Annotated in this window: 14 protein-coding genes; 12 read left to right on the forward strand and 2 right to left on the reverse strand. The window is 61.3% G+C overall.

The window, feature by feature from the left end:
• Positions 1-19: 19 nt before the first annotated feature.
• Positions 20-1,429 (reverse strand): adenylate/guanylate cyclase domain-containing protein, encoded by a 1,410-nt coding sequence (locus tag K290_RS0105835; protein ID WP_028751021.1) that lies wholly within the window; start codon positions 1,427-1,429, stop codon positions 20-22.
• Positions 1,430-1,668: 239 nt separating this feature from the next.
• Positions 1,669-3,954, reverse strand: a complete 2,286-nt coding sequence (locus K290_RS0105840) for an NADP-dependent malic enzyme (protein ID WP_028751022.1) — start codon at positions 3,952-3,954, stop codon at positions 1,669-1,671.
• 197 nt (positions 3,955-4,151) lie between these two features.
• Between K290_RS0105840 and mutS the strand changes: the two genes are divergently transcribed.
• The 12 genes from mutS to olsA all read left to right on the forward strand — a co-directional run bounded on the left by mutS (position 4,152) and on the right by olsA (position 17,656).
• Positions 4,152-6,809 (forward strand): DNA mismatch repair protein MutS, encoded by a 2,658-nt coding sequence (mutS, locus tag K290_RS0105845; RefSeq protein WP_210311434.1) that lies wholly within the window; start codon positions 4,152-4,154, stop codon positions 6,807-6,809.
• 27 nt (positions 6,810-6,836) lie between these two features.
• Positions 6,837-7,130: a hypothetical protein gene (locus K290_RS0105850; protein ID WP_028751024.1), complete on the forward strand. Its 294-nt coding sequence runs from the start codon at positions 6,837-6,839 to the stop codon at positions 7,128-7,130.
• Between the two features lie 156 nt (positions 7,131-7,286).
• Positions 7,287-10,208: a [protein-PII] uridylyltransferase gene (locus K290_RS0105855; RefSeq protein WP_028751025.1), complete on the forward strand. Its 2,922-nt coding sequence runs from the start codon at positions 7,287-7,289 to the stop codon at positions 10,206-10,208.
• Positions 10,205-11,806, forward strand: coding sequence for a murein biosynthesis integral membrane protein MurJ (murJ, locus tag K290_RS0105860; protein ID WP_028751026.1), 1,602 nt, complete (start codon positions 10,205-10,207; stop codon positions 11,804-11,806). The genes K290_RS0105855 and murJ overlap by 4 nt, the downstream gene beginning before the upstream one ends.
• 273 nt (positions 11,807-12,079) lie before the next feature.
• A complete protein-coding gene (locus K290_RS0105865; RefSeq protein WP_028751027.1) occupies positions 12,080-12,472 on the forward strand; it encodes a VOC family protein in 393 nt (130 codons plus the stop codon).
• 113 nt (positions 12,473-12,585) lie between these two features.
• Positions 12,586-13,650, forward strand: coding sequence for a tryptophan--tRNA ligase (gene trpS / locus K290_RS0105870; protein WP_028751028.1), 1,065 nt, complete (start codon positions 12,586-12,588; stop codon positions 13,648-13,650).
• Between the two features lie 223 nt (positions 13,651-13,873).
• Positions 13,874-14,365 (forward strand): universal stress protein, encoded by a 492-nt coding sequence (locus K290_RS0105875; RefSeq protein ID WP_028751029.1) that lies wholly within the window; start codon positions 13,874-13,876, stop codon positions 14,363-14,365.
• 133 nt (positions 14,366-14,498) lie between these two features.
• Positions 14,499-15,065 (forward strand): NifU family protein, encoded by a 567-nt coding sequence (locus tag K290_RS0105880; protein ID WP_028751030.1) that lies wholly within the window; start codon positions 14,499-14,501, stop codon positions 15,063-15,065.
• Positions 15,066-15,189: 124 nt separating this feature from the next.
• Positions 15,190-15,846 (forward strand): tRNA (adenosine(37)-N6)-threonylcarbamoyltransferase complex dimerization subunit type 1 TsaB, encoded by a 657-nt coding sequence (tsaB, locus tag K290_RS0105890; RefSeq protein ID WP_028751031.1) that lies wholly within the window; start codon positions 15,190-15,192, stop codon positions 15,844-15,846.
• A gap of 2 nt (positions 15,847-15,848) precedes the next feature.
• The gene (locus K290_RS0105895; protein ID WP_028751032.1) at positions 15,849-16,343 is read left to right on the forward strand and encodes a GNAT family N-acetyltransferase; all 495 of its coding nucleotides are present in this window, start codon (positions 15,849-15,851) and stop codon (positions 16,341-16,343) included.
• Positions 16,344-16,381: 38 nt separating this feature from the next.
• On the forward strand, positions 16,382-16,828 hold the full coding sequence (locus tag K290_RS0105900; protein ID WP_028751033.1) for a Fur family transcriptional regulator: 447 nt from the start codon (positions 16,382-16,384) through the stop codon (positions 16,826-16,828).
• A 30-nt stretch (positions 16,829-16,858) separates the two neighbouring features.
• Complete coding sequence (gene olsA / locus K290_RS0105905) at positions 16,859-17,656, forward strand: lyso-ornithine lipid O-acyltransferase (RefSeq protein ID WP_028751034.1); 798 nt, start codon at positions 16,859-16,861, stop codon at positions 17,654-17,656.
• Positions 17,657-17,692 lie beyond the last annotated feature (36 nt).

Here is a 17,692-nt window from a genome sequence, read left to right on the forward strand (position 1 = left end):
GCTTCGGCTTCGGCCATCCTCAGGGAATGGCAAAAATATCGATCTCATCCGTAATGCCCCGAAGCGATACGTGGTGGGACTGCGGCTTCAAGCCATGTGTTGTCAGCAATTCGCTGGCGCGAGCATTTTCGAGTACTGAGCCGGTGGCGAATATTTCGTGCGAATTGGCGAGATGCTGCACACGAGAAGCGATGTTGACGGTCTGCCCGAAATAGTCCTGACGCTCGTTCAGGCTGACCGCGATGCACGGTCCCTCGTGGATGCCGATCTTGAGAAGAAGATCGTCATTGCCGCGCTCCTGATTAAGGCTGAGCATCGCTTCTCGCATCCGCATGGCGGCGACCAATGCCCGGTCCGGCGTTGGAAACGTCGCCATAACCGCATCGCCGATGGTTTTGACGACTGCGCCCGCCTCTGCGCCGACGATCTCTTGCAGGATAGTGAAATGGGTTCTCACCAGATCGAAGGCGGCAAGGTCGCCGACCCTCTCATAGAGCGCCGTCGAACCGCGCAGATCGGTGAAGAGGAAGGTGAGGCTGGTGATCTTTAGCCGCTGGTCCACGTCGATCGTGTCCGTGCGGTGGATGTCGCGGAAGGTTTGGTTCGAGAGCAGTCGCTTTGCGGTCAGGAATGGACGCCGTTGACCCAGCAGGCCGTGCAGCACGTCGTTGGCCACGCAGATTGATGGCAATGTGCGAACCTCGGTGTGATTTTCCATCAGAACGCGCAAGGGGCCGGGTCGCAAGGTCATCGGTTCGCTGTGCCTGTGCATGCGATCGAACACGAGCGAGATAGTTTGCCGCTCCTTCGAGGGTTCGCCTTTCACATCCAGGAATAGTGCCGCATGCGTGACCGGCTCGAAGATGATGACGTACTCCGCCGGCAGTTGAAGCGATACGACAGCCTTTTCCCCGGCAGGCAGTTCCAGCGCCTCCAGAATGAATTGGTCGACCGTCGCCTCGTAATCCTCATCGGGAAGGTCGACGCCCGAGCCCCAATAGATCTGGCGAAAATATTCGAAGGGCGGCAATTCCTGCGGATTGTGAGCCTCGATATGACGCAGGCGCGGGCTGACGGTGAAGGTAACTTCGACCATCTCGTCGAGGGTCGGCTCATATCCGGCAGCACAAAGCGCGCAGCTATAGGTGTCGCTCTGAACGGTCTTCAGCGAGGTATTGGCATCCAGCACTCCACCGCAGCCGGGGCACAGGACATTCCACGAGATTTCGAAGAGGCCGAGGCGCGATGCATGCAGGAAGGCGTTGATGGTCTGCTCTTCGTCGAAGCCGTGCTCGGCTGCGAAGGCAAGCGCGTTTACTCGGTTGAGCTTGCGATCCGGCGCGTCAAGGACGAGCCGCTCGATAGCGTCGACGATATTCGGCCGCGCTGAATGGCGCAGCACTTCGAACAGGGGTTGGGCTTCACTCATTGGCGTATCTTACACCAAATCGAAACCGCAGCCATTGGTCTTCTTGCAGCCTCGGCTTGGTACCAAGATCACCCCCTCACCCCACCCTCGCCCCGAGGGGAGAGGGTGAGATCGAGTTTGCTGGTAGTTCTCGCTCAAACACTGCATTGGATGAAGCGAAAGCTTGCCCTCCCCACTGAAACCACCCTCTCCCCTCGGGGAGAGGGCAGGGTGAGGGGGCTCCAGCGAAGTGTCCCCTCTTAACCAGCCCCGTAGGCGGCAATTGCCGCCATGTTGACGATATCCGAATCCTTTGCCCCCATCGAGGTGATCTGCACCGGCTTGTCGAGGCCGACGAGCAGCGGGCCGATGACGGTGGAGCCGCCGAGTTCCTGCAGCATCTTCGTGGAGATCGAGGCCGAGTGGAAGGCGGGCATGACAAGCACGTTGGCAGGGCCGGAGAGGCGGGAGAAGGGATACTGGGTCTCGATGATCTTGCGGTTCAGCGCCACGTCGGCGGCCATTTCGCCGTCGAATTCGAAATTGACATAGCGCTTGTCGAGAATGTTCACCGCCTCGCGCACGCGTTCGGAGCGTTCGCCCGGGGGATGGCCGAAAGTGGAGTAGGCGAGCATGGCAACGCGTGGCTCATAGCCCATGCGCCGTGCGAAGCCCGCGGCTTCCTCGGCGATGTCAGCCAGTTCCTCAGACGTCGGCATGTCATGCACGGCGGTATCGGCGACGATGACGGTGCGGCCGCGGGCAAGCACCAGCGACGCGCCGATCACCCGGTGCCCCGGCTTGGCGTCGATGCAGCGGCGGACGTCGCCGAGCGCGGTCGAATAGTTTCGCGTCACCCCCGTCACCATGCCATCGGCATCGCCGAGCGCCACCATGCAGGCGGCGAAATGGTTGCGGTCGTTGTGAATCAGGCGCGTCACATCGCGGTGCAGATAGCCTTTGCGCTGCAGCCGAGCATAGAGATAGTCGATATAGGCCTCGACGCGCTTGGAAATGCGGGCGTTGACGATCTCGAGGCCGGGGCGGTTGAGGTCGATCCCGGCGCGTTCGGCCGTAGCATGGAGCAGATCCTCGCGGCCGAGCAGGATGGCAGTGCCGAGCCCCTGGTTGGCGTAGGATAGAGCAGCGCGCATGACCTGCTCTTCTTCGGCTTCGGCGAAGACGATGCGCTTTGGATGGCGGCGCACGCGTTCGTAGAGTTGCGCCAGCGTCGAGGCGATCGGGTCGCGCCGGGCCGAGAGTTCGCGGGCATAGGCGGCCATATCTGGAATCGCGCGGCGGGCGACGCCGCTTTCGATCGCCGCTTGCGCGACGGCAACCGGGATCGCCGAGATCAGGCGCGGATCGAAGGGCACGGGGATAATGTATTGGGCTCCGAAGCGCGGCCGCGCACCCTGATAGGCGGCGACCACATCGTCTGGCACGTCTTCGCGCGCCAGGCTGGCGAGCGCCCTGACCGCCGCGATCTTCATTTCATCGTTGATCGTCGATGCCCGGACATCGAGAGCGCCGCGGAAGATGTAGGGGAAACCGAGGACGTTGTTCACCTGGTTCGGATAGTCGGAGCGCCCGGTCGCCATGATGGCGTCGTCGCGGATGCGGGCGACCTCTTCCGGCGTGATTTCCGGATCGGGATTGGCCATGGCGAAGATGATCGGCTTGTCGGCCATGGAGCGGATCATCTCGGCGGAAAAGGCACCCTTCTGCGACAGGCCGAAAACCACATCGGCGCCCTTCATCGCATCTTCCAGCGTCCGGCTGTCGGTTTTCACCGCATGAGCCGATTTCCACTGGTTCATGCCCTCGCTGCGGCCCTGGTAGATCACGCCCTTCGTGTCGCAGAGCACGATGTTCTCAGGATTGAAACCCATCGCCTTGATCAGCTCGACGCAGGCGATCGCGGCCGCACCGGCGCCGTTGCAGACGAGCTTGGCGGTCTTGAGGTCGCGGCCGGTCAATTCCAGCGCATTGATCAGGCCGGCGGCGGCGATGATCGCGGTGCCGTGCTGGTCGTCGTGGAAGACGGGGATGTCCATCAGCTCGCGCAGGCGCTGCTCGATGATGAAACAGTCGGGCGCTTTGATATCCTCGAGATTGATGCCGCCGAATGAGGGGCCGAGATAGCGGACGCAGTTGATGAATTCGTCGACATTCTCCGTGTCGATTTCGAGGTCGATCGAATCGACGTCGGCAAAGCGCTTGAAGAGAACCGACTTGCCTTCCATGACGGGCTTCGAGGCCAGCGCACCGAGATTGCCAAGGCCGAGAATGGCCGTGCCGTTGGAGATCACCGCCACCATGTTACCGCGTGACGTATAGTCGTAAGCCGTCTGCGGATCGGCGGCGATCGCCTTCACGGGAACGGCGACACCGGGCGAATAGGCGAGTGAAAGATCGCGCTGCGTCGCCATCGGCTTGGTCGGATTGATTTCAAGCTTGCCGGGGCGGCCCTGCTTGTGGAAGTCGAGCGCTTCCTGATCGGTGATCCCCGTTCCCGAACGCGACGTGCTGTTGCTGTCAGCCATTGTTCCTCCAAACCTCCTGTGGGCGACCGGTCCCTCTTGCCCGATAGCTGTTGTCTTCTATAGCGGCGCACGGATAGGGTGGCACCTCATTTTTTGGGAAAAACTGCACCTCCGTGAACGAACTTATAACCGCCAGCATCGATGCTTTCTCGGCCGCCGAGCTTGCCTCGGAGGAAAGCCGTGCTTCGGCCACGCCGATGATGGAGCAATATATCGAGATCAAGGCGAACAATCCCGGTTCGCTGCTGTTCTATCGCATGGGCGATTTCTACGAGCTGTTCTTCGAGGATGCCGTCGATGCGTCGCGCGCGCTCGGTATCACGCTCACCAAGCGCGGCCAGCATATGGGCCAGGATATTCCGATGTGCGGCGTGCCGGTGCATGCCGCCGACGACTATCTACAGAAGCTGATTTCGCTGGGTTTCCGCGTCGCCGTCTGCGAACAGGTGGAAGATCCGGCAGAAGCGAAAAAGCGCGGCGGCAAGTCGGTGGTCCGGCGCGATGTCGTCCGCCTGGTGACGCCGGGCACCATCACCGAAGAAAAGCTGCTCTCGCCCTCGGAATCCAATTATCTGATGGCGCTCGCCCGCATTCGCGGCGCCTCGGAGCCGCAACTGGCGCTCGCCTGGATCGATATTTCGACCGGCGTTTTCCGTCTCGCCGAGACAGAGCCGTCGCGGCTGCTCGCCGATATCCTGCGCATCGATCCGCGCGAGCTGATCCTGCCGGATACGATATTCCACGATCCGGAGCTCAAGCCGGTCTTCGACGTGCTCGGCCGTACGGCGGTGCCGCAACCCGCCGTCCTCTTCGACAGCGCCAGTGCCGAAGGGCGTATCACGCGGTATTTCGAGGTCTCGACACTCGATGGCTTTGGTTCGTTCACGCGTGCCGAGCTTGCCGCTGCAGCGGCCGCCATTGCATACGTGGAGAAGACCCAGATCTCCGAGCGGCCGCCGCTTGGGCTGCCCGAGCGCGAAAGCGGCGCGTCGACATTGTTCATCGATCCCGCCACCCGCGCCAATCTCGAACTGGTGCGCACGCTTTCCGGCGACCGGAACGGTTCGCTCCTGCGAGCGATCGACCGGACGGTGACCGGCGGCGGTGCGCGTCTGCTTGCCGAGCGGCTGATGTCGCCGCTGACCGCTCCGGTACGAATCAACGAACGGCTGGATTCGATCGGCTTCCTTACTGAGGAGCCTTCCCTTTGCAGCGATCTCAGGACTGCGCTGAAACATGTGCCAGACATGCCGCGCGCCCTTTCACGCCTGGCGCTCGACCGCGGTGGCCCGCGTGATCTCTGGGCGATCCGTCATGGCCTTGGTGCGGCCGCCAGTGTTGCCGATCTGCTCGGAGCCGCATTGCTCCCCGACGAACTGGGAGCGGCACTTGCCGGGCTCCGCGCTCTGCCGGCCGATCTCGAAGCACTGCTTGCCGGCATGCTCTCTGATGAATTGCCGCTGCTGAAGCGCGACGGCGGATTCCTGAGGGAAGGGGCGAATGCCGAGCTGGATGAAGTCCGGGCGCTGCGGGACCAGTCGCGCCGCGTCATTGCCGGATTGCAACTGCAATATGCCGAGGAAACCGGCATCAAATCGCTGAAGATCAAGCACAACAACGTGCTCGGCTATTTCATCGAGGTCACGGCCGGCAATGCCGGGCCAATGACGGACGGCGCCGAAGCCAAGGCGCGCTTCATCCATCGCCAGACCATGGCCAACGCGATGCGCTTCACGACGACCGAGCTTGCCGATCTCGAAAGCCGAATCGCCAATGCCGCCGACAAGGCGCTGGCGATCGAGTTGGCTGCCTTCGACCGCATGGTTGCAGCAGTTGTCGCCGAGGCGGAGGCGATCAAGGCCGGCGCCCGCGCGCTATCGGTGATCGATGTCGCGGCCGGCCTGGCATTGCTTGCCGAGGAACAGGCCTATTGCCGGCCCCTGGTCGACGACTCCAGGATGTTTGCTATCGGCGGCGGCCGCCATCCCGTGGTCGAGCAAGCATTGCGCCGGCAGGCAAGCGGCCCCTTCGTCGCCAACAATTGCGATCTGTCGCCGGCGGCGGGTGGCAAGGACGGCGCGATCTGGCTGCTGACCGGCCCGAACATGGGCGGTAAATCGACCTTCCTGCGCCAGAATGCGCTGATTGCCGTTCTCGCGCAGATGGGTTCGTTTGTCCCTGCCGCCTCCGCTCATATCGGCATTGTCGACCGGCTGTTCTCGCGCGTCGGCGCTTCGGACGATCTGGCGCGCGGCCGCTCGACCTTCATGGTCGAGATGGTCGAGACGGCGGCAATCCTTAACCAGGCGACCGACCGGTCGCTGGTCATCCTCGATGAAATCGGCCGCGGTACAGCGACTTTCGACGGTCTCTCCATTGCCTGGGCGGCGGTCGAGCACCTGCACGAGGCGAACAGATGCCGCGGTCTTTTTGCCACCCATTTCCATGAGTTGACGGTGCTGTCGGAAAAGCTCGGCCGGCTCTCGAACGCTACGATGCGCGTCAAGGAGTGGGATGGCGACGTGATCTTCTTGCACGAGGTCGGCCCGGGTGCGGCCGATCGTTCCTACGGCATCCAGGTGGCGCGGCTCGCCGGCCTGCCGGCGTCGGTGGTGGCGCGCGCCCGCGACGTTCTGACGCGTCTCGAAGATGCAGATCGCAAGAACCCCGCTAGCCAACTGATCGACGACCTGCCACTCTTCCAGGTCGCGGTCCGCCGCGAGGAAGTGGCTGGTCGGCGCGGGCCTTCCAAGGTAGAGGAGGCGCTTAAGGCGCTCGATCTTGACGATTTGACGCCACGCGCGGCGCTGGAAGCACTTTACGAACTGAAGAAGACCCTGAACAAGGCCGGCTGACAACAGGCGATTTCCAAGGATAATCCGATGCATATCGAACATCTTCTCGCCGAGGTCCGCATTCTCGCCGAACGTTTTTCGCCGATCGCCGCCCGTGGAAAGATCTGCGGCGAGGGCGATGCGCCGGACTGCGAATCCGACCGCGGGCTTCTCAATATCGCCCTCTCCTGCAGCCGGATTTCGGACATCAGCTCAAGGATCGCCAAGGCCGGCTATTGGGAATGCGAACGGGACATGTTGATGCAGATCGGCGCCCAATCGCGGAATATATTATATAGTATCAACGAACTCAGACGGTCGCTTGAGCTGCCGCAGCCCTAAAACTGCCGATTTCTGCATCGACAGCCGTCACGCTTCGTCAACTTTGACCCGATAGAACTTTCGGAGCCGTTCGCTCCGGATATTTGGTCTAGGCTGAATTAGAGGATTCGGGCGTAGAATGCCTGTGTCAATCGCCGGGCAAAAAGGCTATAGCGCATGCAGACGAAAAGACAGGCGCGCCAGCAATGGGCCGCGGTCAACGAACAGGATCCCGGTCGGCCGAGCATGGTAAAGCATGACATCGATTTTTCCGTCATTCTCGACGTCTCTGCGCTGAGGGCGGAATGCGAGACCCTCGCCAAGCGTTATGAGGACAAGAAGGACGAGCGCCCCGCTCTTCTTGCCTTGTTGAAGAAGGCGAGCCAGGAAGGCCGCGAAAAGGCGCGCCGCCTGCTTTCCGAGGACGGCAGCGGGCTCGAATGTGCGCACCGCATTTCCTGGCTGCAGGACCAGATCATCACCGTTCTCTACGACTTCACGGTTAGCCACGTCCATCCGAAGCAGAAGGGCAGCTTCGCAATCACCGCTGTCGGCGGCTACGGCCGCGACACGCTAGCGCCCGGCTCGGATATCGACCTTCTCTTCCTCTTCCAGCCGAAGCCGGAAGACGAGACGCACAAGGCGGTCGAGTTCATTCTCTATATGCTGTGGGACATGGGCTTCAAGGTCGGCCACGCCACCCGCACCGTCGAAGAATGCATGCGCCAGGCAAAGTCCGATATGACGGTGCGCACCGCCATCCTTGAAACGCGCTATATCTGTGGCAACGAACCCTTGGCGCGCGAACTGGAAACGCGTTTCGACAAGGAAATCGTCACCAACACCGGGCCGGAATTCATCGCTGCGAAACTTGCCGAGCGCGATGAGCGTCATCGCAAGGCCGGCGATACCCGCTATCTGGTCGAGCCGAACGTCAAGGAAGGCAAGGGCGGTCTGCGCGACCTTCATACCCTGTTCTGGATCTCGAAATATTACTACCATGTCCGCGATCCGGCCGAACTGGTAAAACTGGGCGTGCTCTCGAAGCAGGAATACCGTCTTTTCCAGAAGGCCGAGGATTTCCTCTGGGCCGTGCGCTGCCACATGCACTTCCTGACCGGCAAGGCGGAGGAGCGGCTTTCCTTCGATATCCAGCGTGAGATTGCCGAGGCGCTTGGCTATCACGCCCGCCCTGGCCTTTCCGCCGTCGAACGTTTCATGAAGCACTACTTCCTCGTCGCCAAGGATGTCGGCGATCTCACCCGCATCCTCTGCGCGGCACTGGAGGACCAGCAGGCCAAGGCGACGCCGGGCTTATCGGGCGTCATCAGTCGCTTTGCCCATCGCTTGCGAAAGATCCCCGGCACGCTCGAATTCGTCGAGGATCGCGGCCGGATTGCGCTTGCCAATCCCGATGTCTTCAAGCGCGATCCGGTGAACCTGATCCGGCTGTTCTTCGTTGCGGATATCCATGGGCTTGAGTTTCATCCCGACGCGCTGAAGCGCGTCACCCGTTCGCTGGGCCTGGTCGACAACGACCTGCGCGAAAACGAAGAGGCGAACCGTCTGTTCCTGGCGATCCTGACCTCGAAGCGCGATCCCGCGTTGATCCTGCGCCGTATGAACGAGGCCGGCGTGCTCGGCCGCTTCATTCCGGAATTCGGCAAGATCGTCTCGATGATGCAGTTCAACATGTATCATCACTATACGGTCGACGAGCACCTGATCCGCACCGTCGACGTGCTTTCGGAGATCGATAGGGGCAAGGCGGAGGATATCCATCCGCTGACCAATAAACTGATGCCGAGTATAGAAGACCGCGATGCGCTCTATGTCGCCGTTCTGCTGCACGACATCGCCAAGGGCCGCGAGGAAGATCACTCCGAGGCCGGCGCCAAGGTCGCCCGCAAGCTTTGCCCGCGTTTCGGCCTGACGCCGAAGCAGACGGAAATGGTCGTCTGGCTGATCGCGGAGCATCTGACGATGTCGATGGTCGCCCAGACGCGCGACCTGACGGACCGCAAGACCATCATCGATTTTGCCGATAGGGTGCAGTCGCTCGACCGGCTGAAGATGCTGCTGATCCTGACCGTATGCGACATCCGCGCCGTTGGCCCCGGTGTATGGAACGGCTGGAAGGGCCAGCTTCTGCGTACGCTTTATTACGAGACCGAACTGCTGCTCGCCGGTGGTTTCTCGGAAGTGTCGCGCAAGGAGCGGGCGCAAGAGGCAGCCAAGGCGCTCGAAAACGCGCTGGGAGACTGGAGCCAGAAGGACCGCAAGGCCTATGTCAAGCTGCACTACCAGCCCTATCTTCTTTCCGTGCCGCTGGAAGATCAGATCCGCCATACGCAATTCATTCGCCAGACCGACAAATCCGGCCAGGTGCTCGCGACCATGGTGCGCACCGACAGCTTCCATGCCATTACCGAAATCACCGTGCTCTCGCCGGACCATCCGCGCCTCCTGACGGTTATCGCTGGGGCCTGCGCTGCCGCGGGCGCCAACATCGCCGATGCGCAGATTTTCACGACGTCTGACGGGCGCGCGCTCGACACCATCCATGTCAGCCGCGAATTCCCCGACGATGCCGACGAGCTGCGGCGCGCCGCCACCATCGGCAAAATGATCGAGGACGTGCTTGCCGGCCGCAAGCGCCTGCCGGAAGTCATCGCCACCCGCACCAAGAACCGCCGCAAGAACAAGGCTTTCGTCATCCCGCCGTCGGTGACGATTTCCAACAGCCTGTCCAACAAGTTTACCGTCATCGAGGTGGAATGCCTCGACCGCCCCGGTCTACTGTCGGAAATCACCGCGGTTCTCTCGGACCTGTCGCTCGATATCCAGTCGGCGCGCATCACCACCTTCGGCGAAAAGGTCATCGACAGCTTCTATGTGACCGATCTCGTCGGACAGAAAATCTCCAACGAAAACAAGCGAGCCAACATCACCGCGCGTCTGAAGGCGGTGATGGCCGGCGAAGAGGATGAGATGCGCGAGCGTATGCCGTCCGGCATCATCGCGCCCGTCGCCACGCGCTCGTCCGCCGTTGAAAAGCTCGATACGGAAACTGAAAAGAAAGCCGGTTCAGCCGCATGAGCCTCGTCAAGAAATTCATCACCGTCGGCGGCGCGACGCTCGGCAGCCGCATCTTCGGGTTCGCACGCGAAACGCTGATGGCCGCCGCCCTCGGCACGGGGCCGATGGCCGACGTGTTCTACGCCGCCTTCCGCTTTCCGAATCTGTTCCGCCGGCTTTTCGCCGAAGGTGCCTTCAACGCGGCCTTCGTGCCGCTCTTCGCCAAGGAGATCGAGGCAAACGGCATCGAGGGTGCCAAGCGCTTTTCCGAGGAAGTCTTCGGCGTTCTCTTCTCGGTCCTGCTGCTGATCACCATCGTCATGGAACTGGCCATGCCGCTCCTGGTCCGTTGGGTCATCGCGCCTGGTTTCGCTGACGATGCTGAGAAATTCGACCTGACGGTCCGGTTGGCCGCCGTGATGTTCCCCTATCTCATGTCGATGTCGCTGACGGCGATGATGAGCGGCATGCTGAATTCGCTGCATCATTTCTTCGCCGCCGCCGTGGCTCCGATCTTCCTCAATCTCGTGATGATCAGCGCGCTGTTCTATGCGATTTATTACGGCGCCGATCCGCTGGCCACCGCCTGGTACCTGTCCTGGTCGGTGCTGGTGGCAGGCGTGCTGCAACTGGCCGTCGTCTATATCGGCGTGCGCCATGCCGGCATCAGTATCGGCCTGCGCTTTCCGCGCTTCACGCCCAATGTCAAGCGGCTCCTGCTTCTTGCCATCCCCGCGGCCATCACCGGCGGCGTCACCCAGATCAATCTGGTAATCGGCCAGGCGATCGCCTCGGGCAAGGAAGGCGCGATCGCCGCCCTGCAATATGCAGACCGCATTTACCAGCTACCGCTCGGCGTCGTCGGCGTCGCGGTCGGAATCGTGCTTCTGCCGGAACTGGCCCGTTCGCTGAAGTCAGGCCATATCAAGGAAGCCGCCAATATCCAGAACCGCTCGATCGAATTCGTGCTGTTCTTGACCCTGCCGGCCGCTGTCGCCCTCTGGCTTCTCTCCGACGATATCATCCGCGTGCTTTACGAGCGCGGCGCCTTTAACCCGAACAATACAACGCTGGTCGGCTCCATCCTCGCCATCTTCGGCCTGGGCCTACCTGCTTTCGTGCTGATCAAGGCGCTGCAGCCCGGCTTTTATGCCCGCGAAGATACGAAATCGCCGATGCGCTACACGGCGGTCGCCGTCTTCGTCAATTCGGCGCTATCCATACTACTTTTCCCGGTGCTGGCCGAACGTGGCATCGCGCTCGCCGAGGCGGTTGCCGGATGGCTGAACGCTGTGCAGCTCTTCGTCGTGCTCTATCGCCGCGGACATCTCACCTGGGAATGGTCGCTGGCGCGCCGGACCGTCATGCTGCTTGTCTCCTCCGCCGTCATGGGCGGCGTCATCATATATTTGTCTCATCGCTGGGAGCCCCTTCTGGGGTCCGGCTCGACGCTGCTCACCAAGACCGGCGTCCTGGGCTTGCTCATATTGATTGCGATGGTGGTGTATTTCGCTGTCGCCTTCCTGATCGGCGGCGTGGACTTGGGCATGATCCGCCGCAATTTGAAGCGCAAGCGACCAGCTCCTGCGCCGGACGCAAAAGCGGTGAATGGGGAGTAAGCGGCAAATCAGAGGACGGTGAATGTCGGACCTCCGGCACCCCCCTCTGTCCCTTTCGGGACATCTCCCCCACATTGAGGGGGAGATCGTTGGGAGTTTGCCGTGCTTTCTGCTAAAGCGATAAATTCAAGCTCAGCAGATGCGATACTTGTTTGGTGCGAGAGGCTGCCGCGCGTTACCAATCTCCCTCCTTGTGGGGGAGATGTCACGACAGTGACAGAGGGGTGTGCAATCTCCGCAAACGCGCAATCAATTTGGTTCCAGAGCCCTCCCATGCCCCAATCCCTCTTCCTGATCACCCTCGTCGTAGACGACTACGACCGCGCCAAAGCCTTCTATTGCGATTGCCTCGGCTTCGATTGCCTGCAGGACGAAATACAGCCGGAAGGAAAGCGCTGGGTCGTCATCAAGCCGAAAGGCGGCGAAGGAGCCGCGTTGCTGCTCGCCCAGGCAACCGACGACAAACAGAGGGCGGCGATCGGCAACCAGACCGGCGGCCGCGTCGGCTTCTTCCTCAAGACGGACGATTTTGTCCGTGACCATGCGGCGATGACTGCAAAGGGCGTGCGGTTTCTGGAGCCGCCGCGCCATGAGGTTTACGGCACGGTGGCGGTCTTTTCCGATCCCTATGGCAACACCTGGGACCTGATCCAGCATTCTTCGTGAGACTCCGCCAGATATCCTCTTGATCCCTGCCTGCACGGCGTGCATAAGCCCGGCCGATACCAGAGGTCGAGCGCGAGCTCGCCCAGGCCCTCCACCAGCCTTTTGAGGACGACATGACCGAATTCAAGCAGCTCGTATTCTCCGGCGTCCAGCCGACCGGCAATCTCCATCTCGGCAACTATCTCGGCGCGATCCGCAAGTTCGTGGCCCTGCAGGCCAACAACGACTGCATCTACTGCGTGGTCGACATGCATGCGCTGACGGCTCAGCTCGTGCATGAGGACATGCCGGGACAGATCCGTTCGATCACCGCCGCCTTCCTCGCCGCCGGCATCGACCCCGAAAAGCATATCGTCTTCAATCAGTCCGCCGTTCCGCAGCACGCCGAGCTCGCCTGGATCTTCAACTGCGTCGCCCGTATCGGCTGGATGAACCGCATGACGCAGTTCAAGGACAAGGCCGGCAAGGACCGCGAGCAGGCCTCGCTCGGCCTCTACGCCTATCCGAGCCTGATGGCGGCCGATATTCTCGTCTATCGCGCCACGCACGTGCCGGTCGGCGACGACCAGAAGCAGCATCTGGAACTGACGCGCGACATCGCCATGAAGTTCAATCTGGACTACATGGAGCATATCCGCCGCTCTGGCTACGGCATCGACATCACCGTCGGTGACGAGCCTGTGCATGCCTATTTCCCGATGGTCGAGCCGCTGATCGAAGGGCCGGCGCCGCGCGTCATGTCACTCCGCGACGGCACCAAGAAGATGTCGAAATCAGATGCTTCCGACCTGTCGCGCATCAATCTGCTCGACGACGAAGAGAATATCTCGAAGAAGATCCGCAAGGCCAAGACCGATCCGGATGGCTTGCCGAGCGAGATCGCAGGTCTTGCCGGCCGGCCGGAAGCCGACAATCTTGTCGGCATCTATGCCGCTCTTGCCGACAGATCGAAGGCCGACATTCTCTCGGAATTCGGCGGCCAGCAGTTCTCGGTCTTCAAGCCGGCACTGGTCGATCTCGCCGTGCATGTGCTCTCTCCGATCACGGGCGAAATGCGCCGCCTGATGGCCGATCCCGGCCATATCGACGCCATCCTGCGCGACGGCAGCAACCGTGCGAGAGCCCGCGCCGAAGTGACGATGAAGCAAGTCCGCGACATTATCGGCTTTATCTACTGAGAGAAAAATACCTTCTCCCCGGCGGGGAGAAGGATGCCCAAAGGGCAGGTTGAGGGGGGCGTTACAGGCTGCGCCGTGTCCCCATCGATTTGTCGATTTGCCGGCAACCCCCTCGACACGCGTCCTGAGCCTGTCGAAGGGGCCGCGCGACCTTCTCCTCGATGGGGCGATGGCATAAAACAGGGGCTTGCCATGGCACGGATTTCGATGTCAGACTTGGCCCATGGTATCAAAACGTCTCTCACGGCTCGAAGGTCATCGCCGCAAGTTCATGGCGGTCATCGACGGTACTCCCGAATGCCAGCGTGCCGTCCACTATGCCGGCCGGCGCGCCAAGAATTCCAACGGCGGCCTTGTGCTCCTGTTTGTGATCCCCGAAGGCGATTTTCAGCAATGGCTGGGTGTCGAGGAGATCATGCGGGCTGAAGCGCGCGAGGAGGCCGAGGCGGCGACGGCCAAGGCGGCGCAGATCGTGCGCGAGAATATCGGCATCGATCCGGAGATCGTCATTCGCGAAGGCTCTGCCGCTGAGCAGATCAATGCGGTGATCGAGGAAGACCGGGATATCGCGCTCCTCGTTCTCGCCGCCGGTTCGGCCAAGGAAGGGCCAGGACCGCTGGTGTCTTCGATTGCCGGGCGTGCCGCGGCCTTCCCGATTCCCGTCACGGTGCTGCCGGATACGCTGACGAACGAGGAAATCGACGCGCTGAGCTGAGTCCTTTAGGGCTAATTCTTGAGAATCAGTCTCTTGAATAGCGCGGCCAAAAAGCCTATTTTCTTTTGAAATATTCTAAACTCGGACACCACTGAAGTGGCATGGGCCTTCGGTCCGCCGCATGGAGATCAAGATGTTCATTCAGACCGAAGCGACGCCGAACCCGGCGACCTTGAAGTTCCTGCCGGGCAAGGTGGTGATGGAAAGCGGCACGGCCGAATTCCGCAGCGCCGAGGAAGCCGAAGTCTCGCCGCTCGCTGCCCGCATCTTCGATGTACCGGGTGTCAGCGGCGTCTATTTCGGCTACGACTTCATCTCCGTCTCCAAGGAAAACCAGGAATGGCAGCATCTGAAGCCCGCCATCCTCGGTTCGATCATGGAGCATTTCATGTCCGGCAAGCCGGTCATGGGCGAAAGCTCGGTTCTTTCCGAAGCGCAGGATGCCGGCGGCGAGTTCTTCGATGAAGGCGACGAATCGATCGTGCTGACCATCAAGGAATTGCTCGAAACCCGCGTTCGTCCGGCTGTCGCTCAGGATGGCGGCGATATCACCTTCCGCGGCTTCCGTGATGGCAAGGTCTACCTCAATATGAAGGGCTCCTGCTCGGGCTGCCCCTCGTCGACCGCAACATTGAAGCATGGCATACAGAATTTGCTGCGCCATTTCGTCCCGGAAGTGCAGGAAGTCGAAGCCGTCTAAGCATGATCCCCAAACGTGCGCAGCGGTTTTTGGATAAGATTGTGCAAAAACAGATTTTGAAGTTCAGTGATGGCTTAGAGCTAAATCACTGCGCTTCAAATTCGGCCTTTTCGGAAAAATTGTGATGATCGTACTGGCGCTCGACACGGCAGGTGTGGATTGCGCTGCCGCTGTGTATGATAGCGGTAGTGATTCTGTGATGGGGGAGGTCACGGAAACGATCGGGCGAGGGCATGCCGAGCATTTGATGGATGTTGTCGACCGGGCGCTGGCTGAAGCCGATATAGCGCTCGCGGCAGTGGAGCGTGTGGTCGTGACCGTCGGTCCAGGCTCCTTCACCGGCATCCGCAACGGCGTCGCCGCCGCCCGCGGTTTCGCGCTTTCCCTGAATATTCCCGCTGTCGGCGTCACCACCCTCGAGGTTATGGCCGCTGCCGCCCGGGAGACGAAACCGGGTAGATCGGTTCTGGCCGCCATCGATGCCAAGCGCGAGGAGATCTATCTCCAGGCCTTCGATGCCGATGGCCATCCTCTGGACGAGGCGCGCGCCGTGACAACAGATGAAGCGCGGGCGATCGCGGCTGCTTTCGACGGCGTCGTCACCGGCTCGGCTGTTGCCCGGCTGAGCGATTCTCGGCCGCCAGCACGGCCGGATGCCTTTCCCATCGCCACCGTCGCCAGGCTGGGCGCTGTCAAATCTGTCAGCGAAAAGCCGAAGCCGCTTTATCTTCGCGGACCCGACGCCCGGCCGCAGGCGGGGTACGCAGTCGCCAGGGTATGACTATGTTCGAATCCTATCTCACCCTGAAAGCCGAATACGAGATCGTTCCGATGCAGTTGCAGGATTGCGCTGAGGTGGCAGCCTTGCATGGCGAACGTTTTTCGCGGGTGTGGGAGGAAAGCGAGTTTCAAAATCTGCTGTCGCAGAACACGACCTTCGGCTTTGTCGCCCGTCAGACCAACGCCATCCTGAAAAAGCCGCTTCCCGGCTTCGTCCTGGCGCGGCAGGCGGCGGGCGAGGCGGAAATCCTGACGGTTGCCGTCAACGCCAAGCTGGGCCGTGCGGGCCTCGGCTGGCGGCTGATGCAGGCGGCGTTGCGCGAGGCACGCAACCGCGGCGGCGAAACCATGTTTCTGGAAGTCGATGGTGGCAATCAGCCGGCCGTCGGTCTTTACCGCAAACTCGGCTTCGAAACGGTCGGCGAACGCAAGGCCTATTATGTCGCTGAAAACGGCGCCAAATCGTCGGCGCTTGTCATGCGCCGCGTTCTTCGCTAGTCCGTTGTCATAGACGAACAGGCCGAAGACCGTATTCAATGAACGATCCCGTAAAATCCCTTGAGGAGCTTTGCGCCGAGCGCGGCATGCGCATGACGGAGCAGCGGCGGGTCATTGCGCGCATCATCGAGAGTTCAGAAGATCATCCCGACGTCGAGGAGCTGCACCGCCGCTCCGTCAAGGTGGATGCGAAGATCTCGATTTCGACGGTCTACCGCACCGTAAAGCTTTTCGAGGATGCCGGCATCATCGCACGCCATGATTTTCGTCACGGGCGTTCGCGTTACGAGACCGTGCCGGAAGAGCACCACGATCACCTGATCGATCTGAAGAGCGGCGACGTGATCGAATTCCACTCGCCGGAGATCGAGGCGCTGCAGGAGCGCATTGCCCGCGAACACGGCTTCAAGCTCGTCGACCATCGGCTGGAACTCTACGGTATTCCGCTTAAAAAGGATGAGCCCGCCAAGAAGGACGAACGCTGAAGTGGCGGCGGTCGTGCGGGAGCGGATGATTTGATAACCTGGCTGCGCGTCGGCTGTGCCGTCATCGTTATCTCTGTTGTGAGCCTCGTCCTGCTGCCGCTGCAGATTCTTTGCCTGCGCTTCGACTGGAAGCTCAGGCGCTATCTGCCGCGCTACTGGCATCGCATCATCTGCTACTGGCTCGGCATCCGCATCCATGTCGTCGGAGAGCTTGAACGTCGCCGGCCGCTGATGCTCGCCTCGAACCACGCGTCCTGGCTCGATATTCTGGTGCTTTCCGCCGTTGCCGACGTCGCCTTCATCGCAAAATCGGAAGTGCGGGATTGGCCGATCTTCGGTCTCTTCGCTCAATGGCAGAAGAGCGTGTTCATCGAACGCGAGCAGAAGCGCAAGACCGGCAATCAGGTGAGTGAGATCGCCGAGCGCATGGCCGATGGTGAGATCATGGTGCTGTTTCCGGAAGGCACGACCTCGGATGGCAATCGCCTGCTCGACGTCAAATCCTCGCTGTTCGGCGCGGCCGCCGCCGCTTTGCCGAAGACGCCGGATGCCGTCGTTCACGTCCAGCCGGTCGCGGTTGCCTATACCCGTGTCCATGGCGTTGCCATGGGCCGTTATTATCGCCCCATTGCGGCTTGGCCGGGCGATATTGAGCTTGTGCCGCATCTGAAGGGCATCTTTGCCTGCGGGGCGATCGATGTTGACGTCTGCTTCGGCGAGGCGGTGGATTATCGCGCGGATACCAACCGCAAGGAGGTCAGCGCCACCGTGGCGCGGCGCATCCGCACCATGCTGGCAAGCCGGTTGCTTGGCCGCGAGATCGCCTGATATTCCGGCACTTTTAACTTTTTCATTTTCTCCAGA

This window comes from Rhizobium leucaenae USDA 9039 (genome assembly GCF_000426285.1).
In the GTDB taxonomy this organism is placed as follows: Bacteria; Pseudomonadota; Alphaproteobacteria; order Rhizobiales; family Rhizobiaceae; genus Rhizobium; species Rhizobium leucaenae.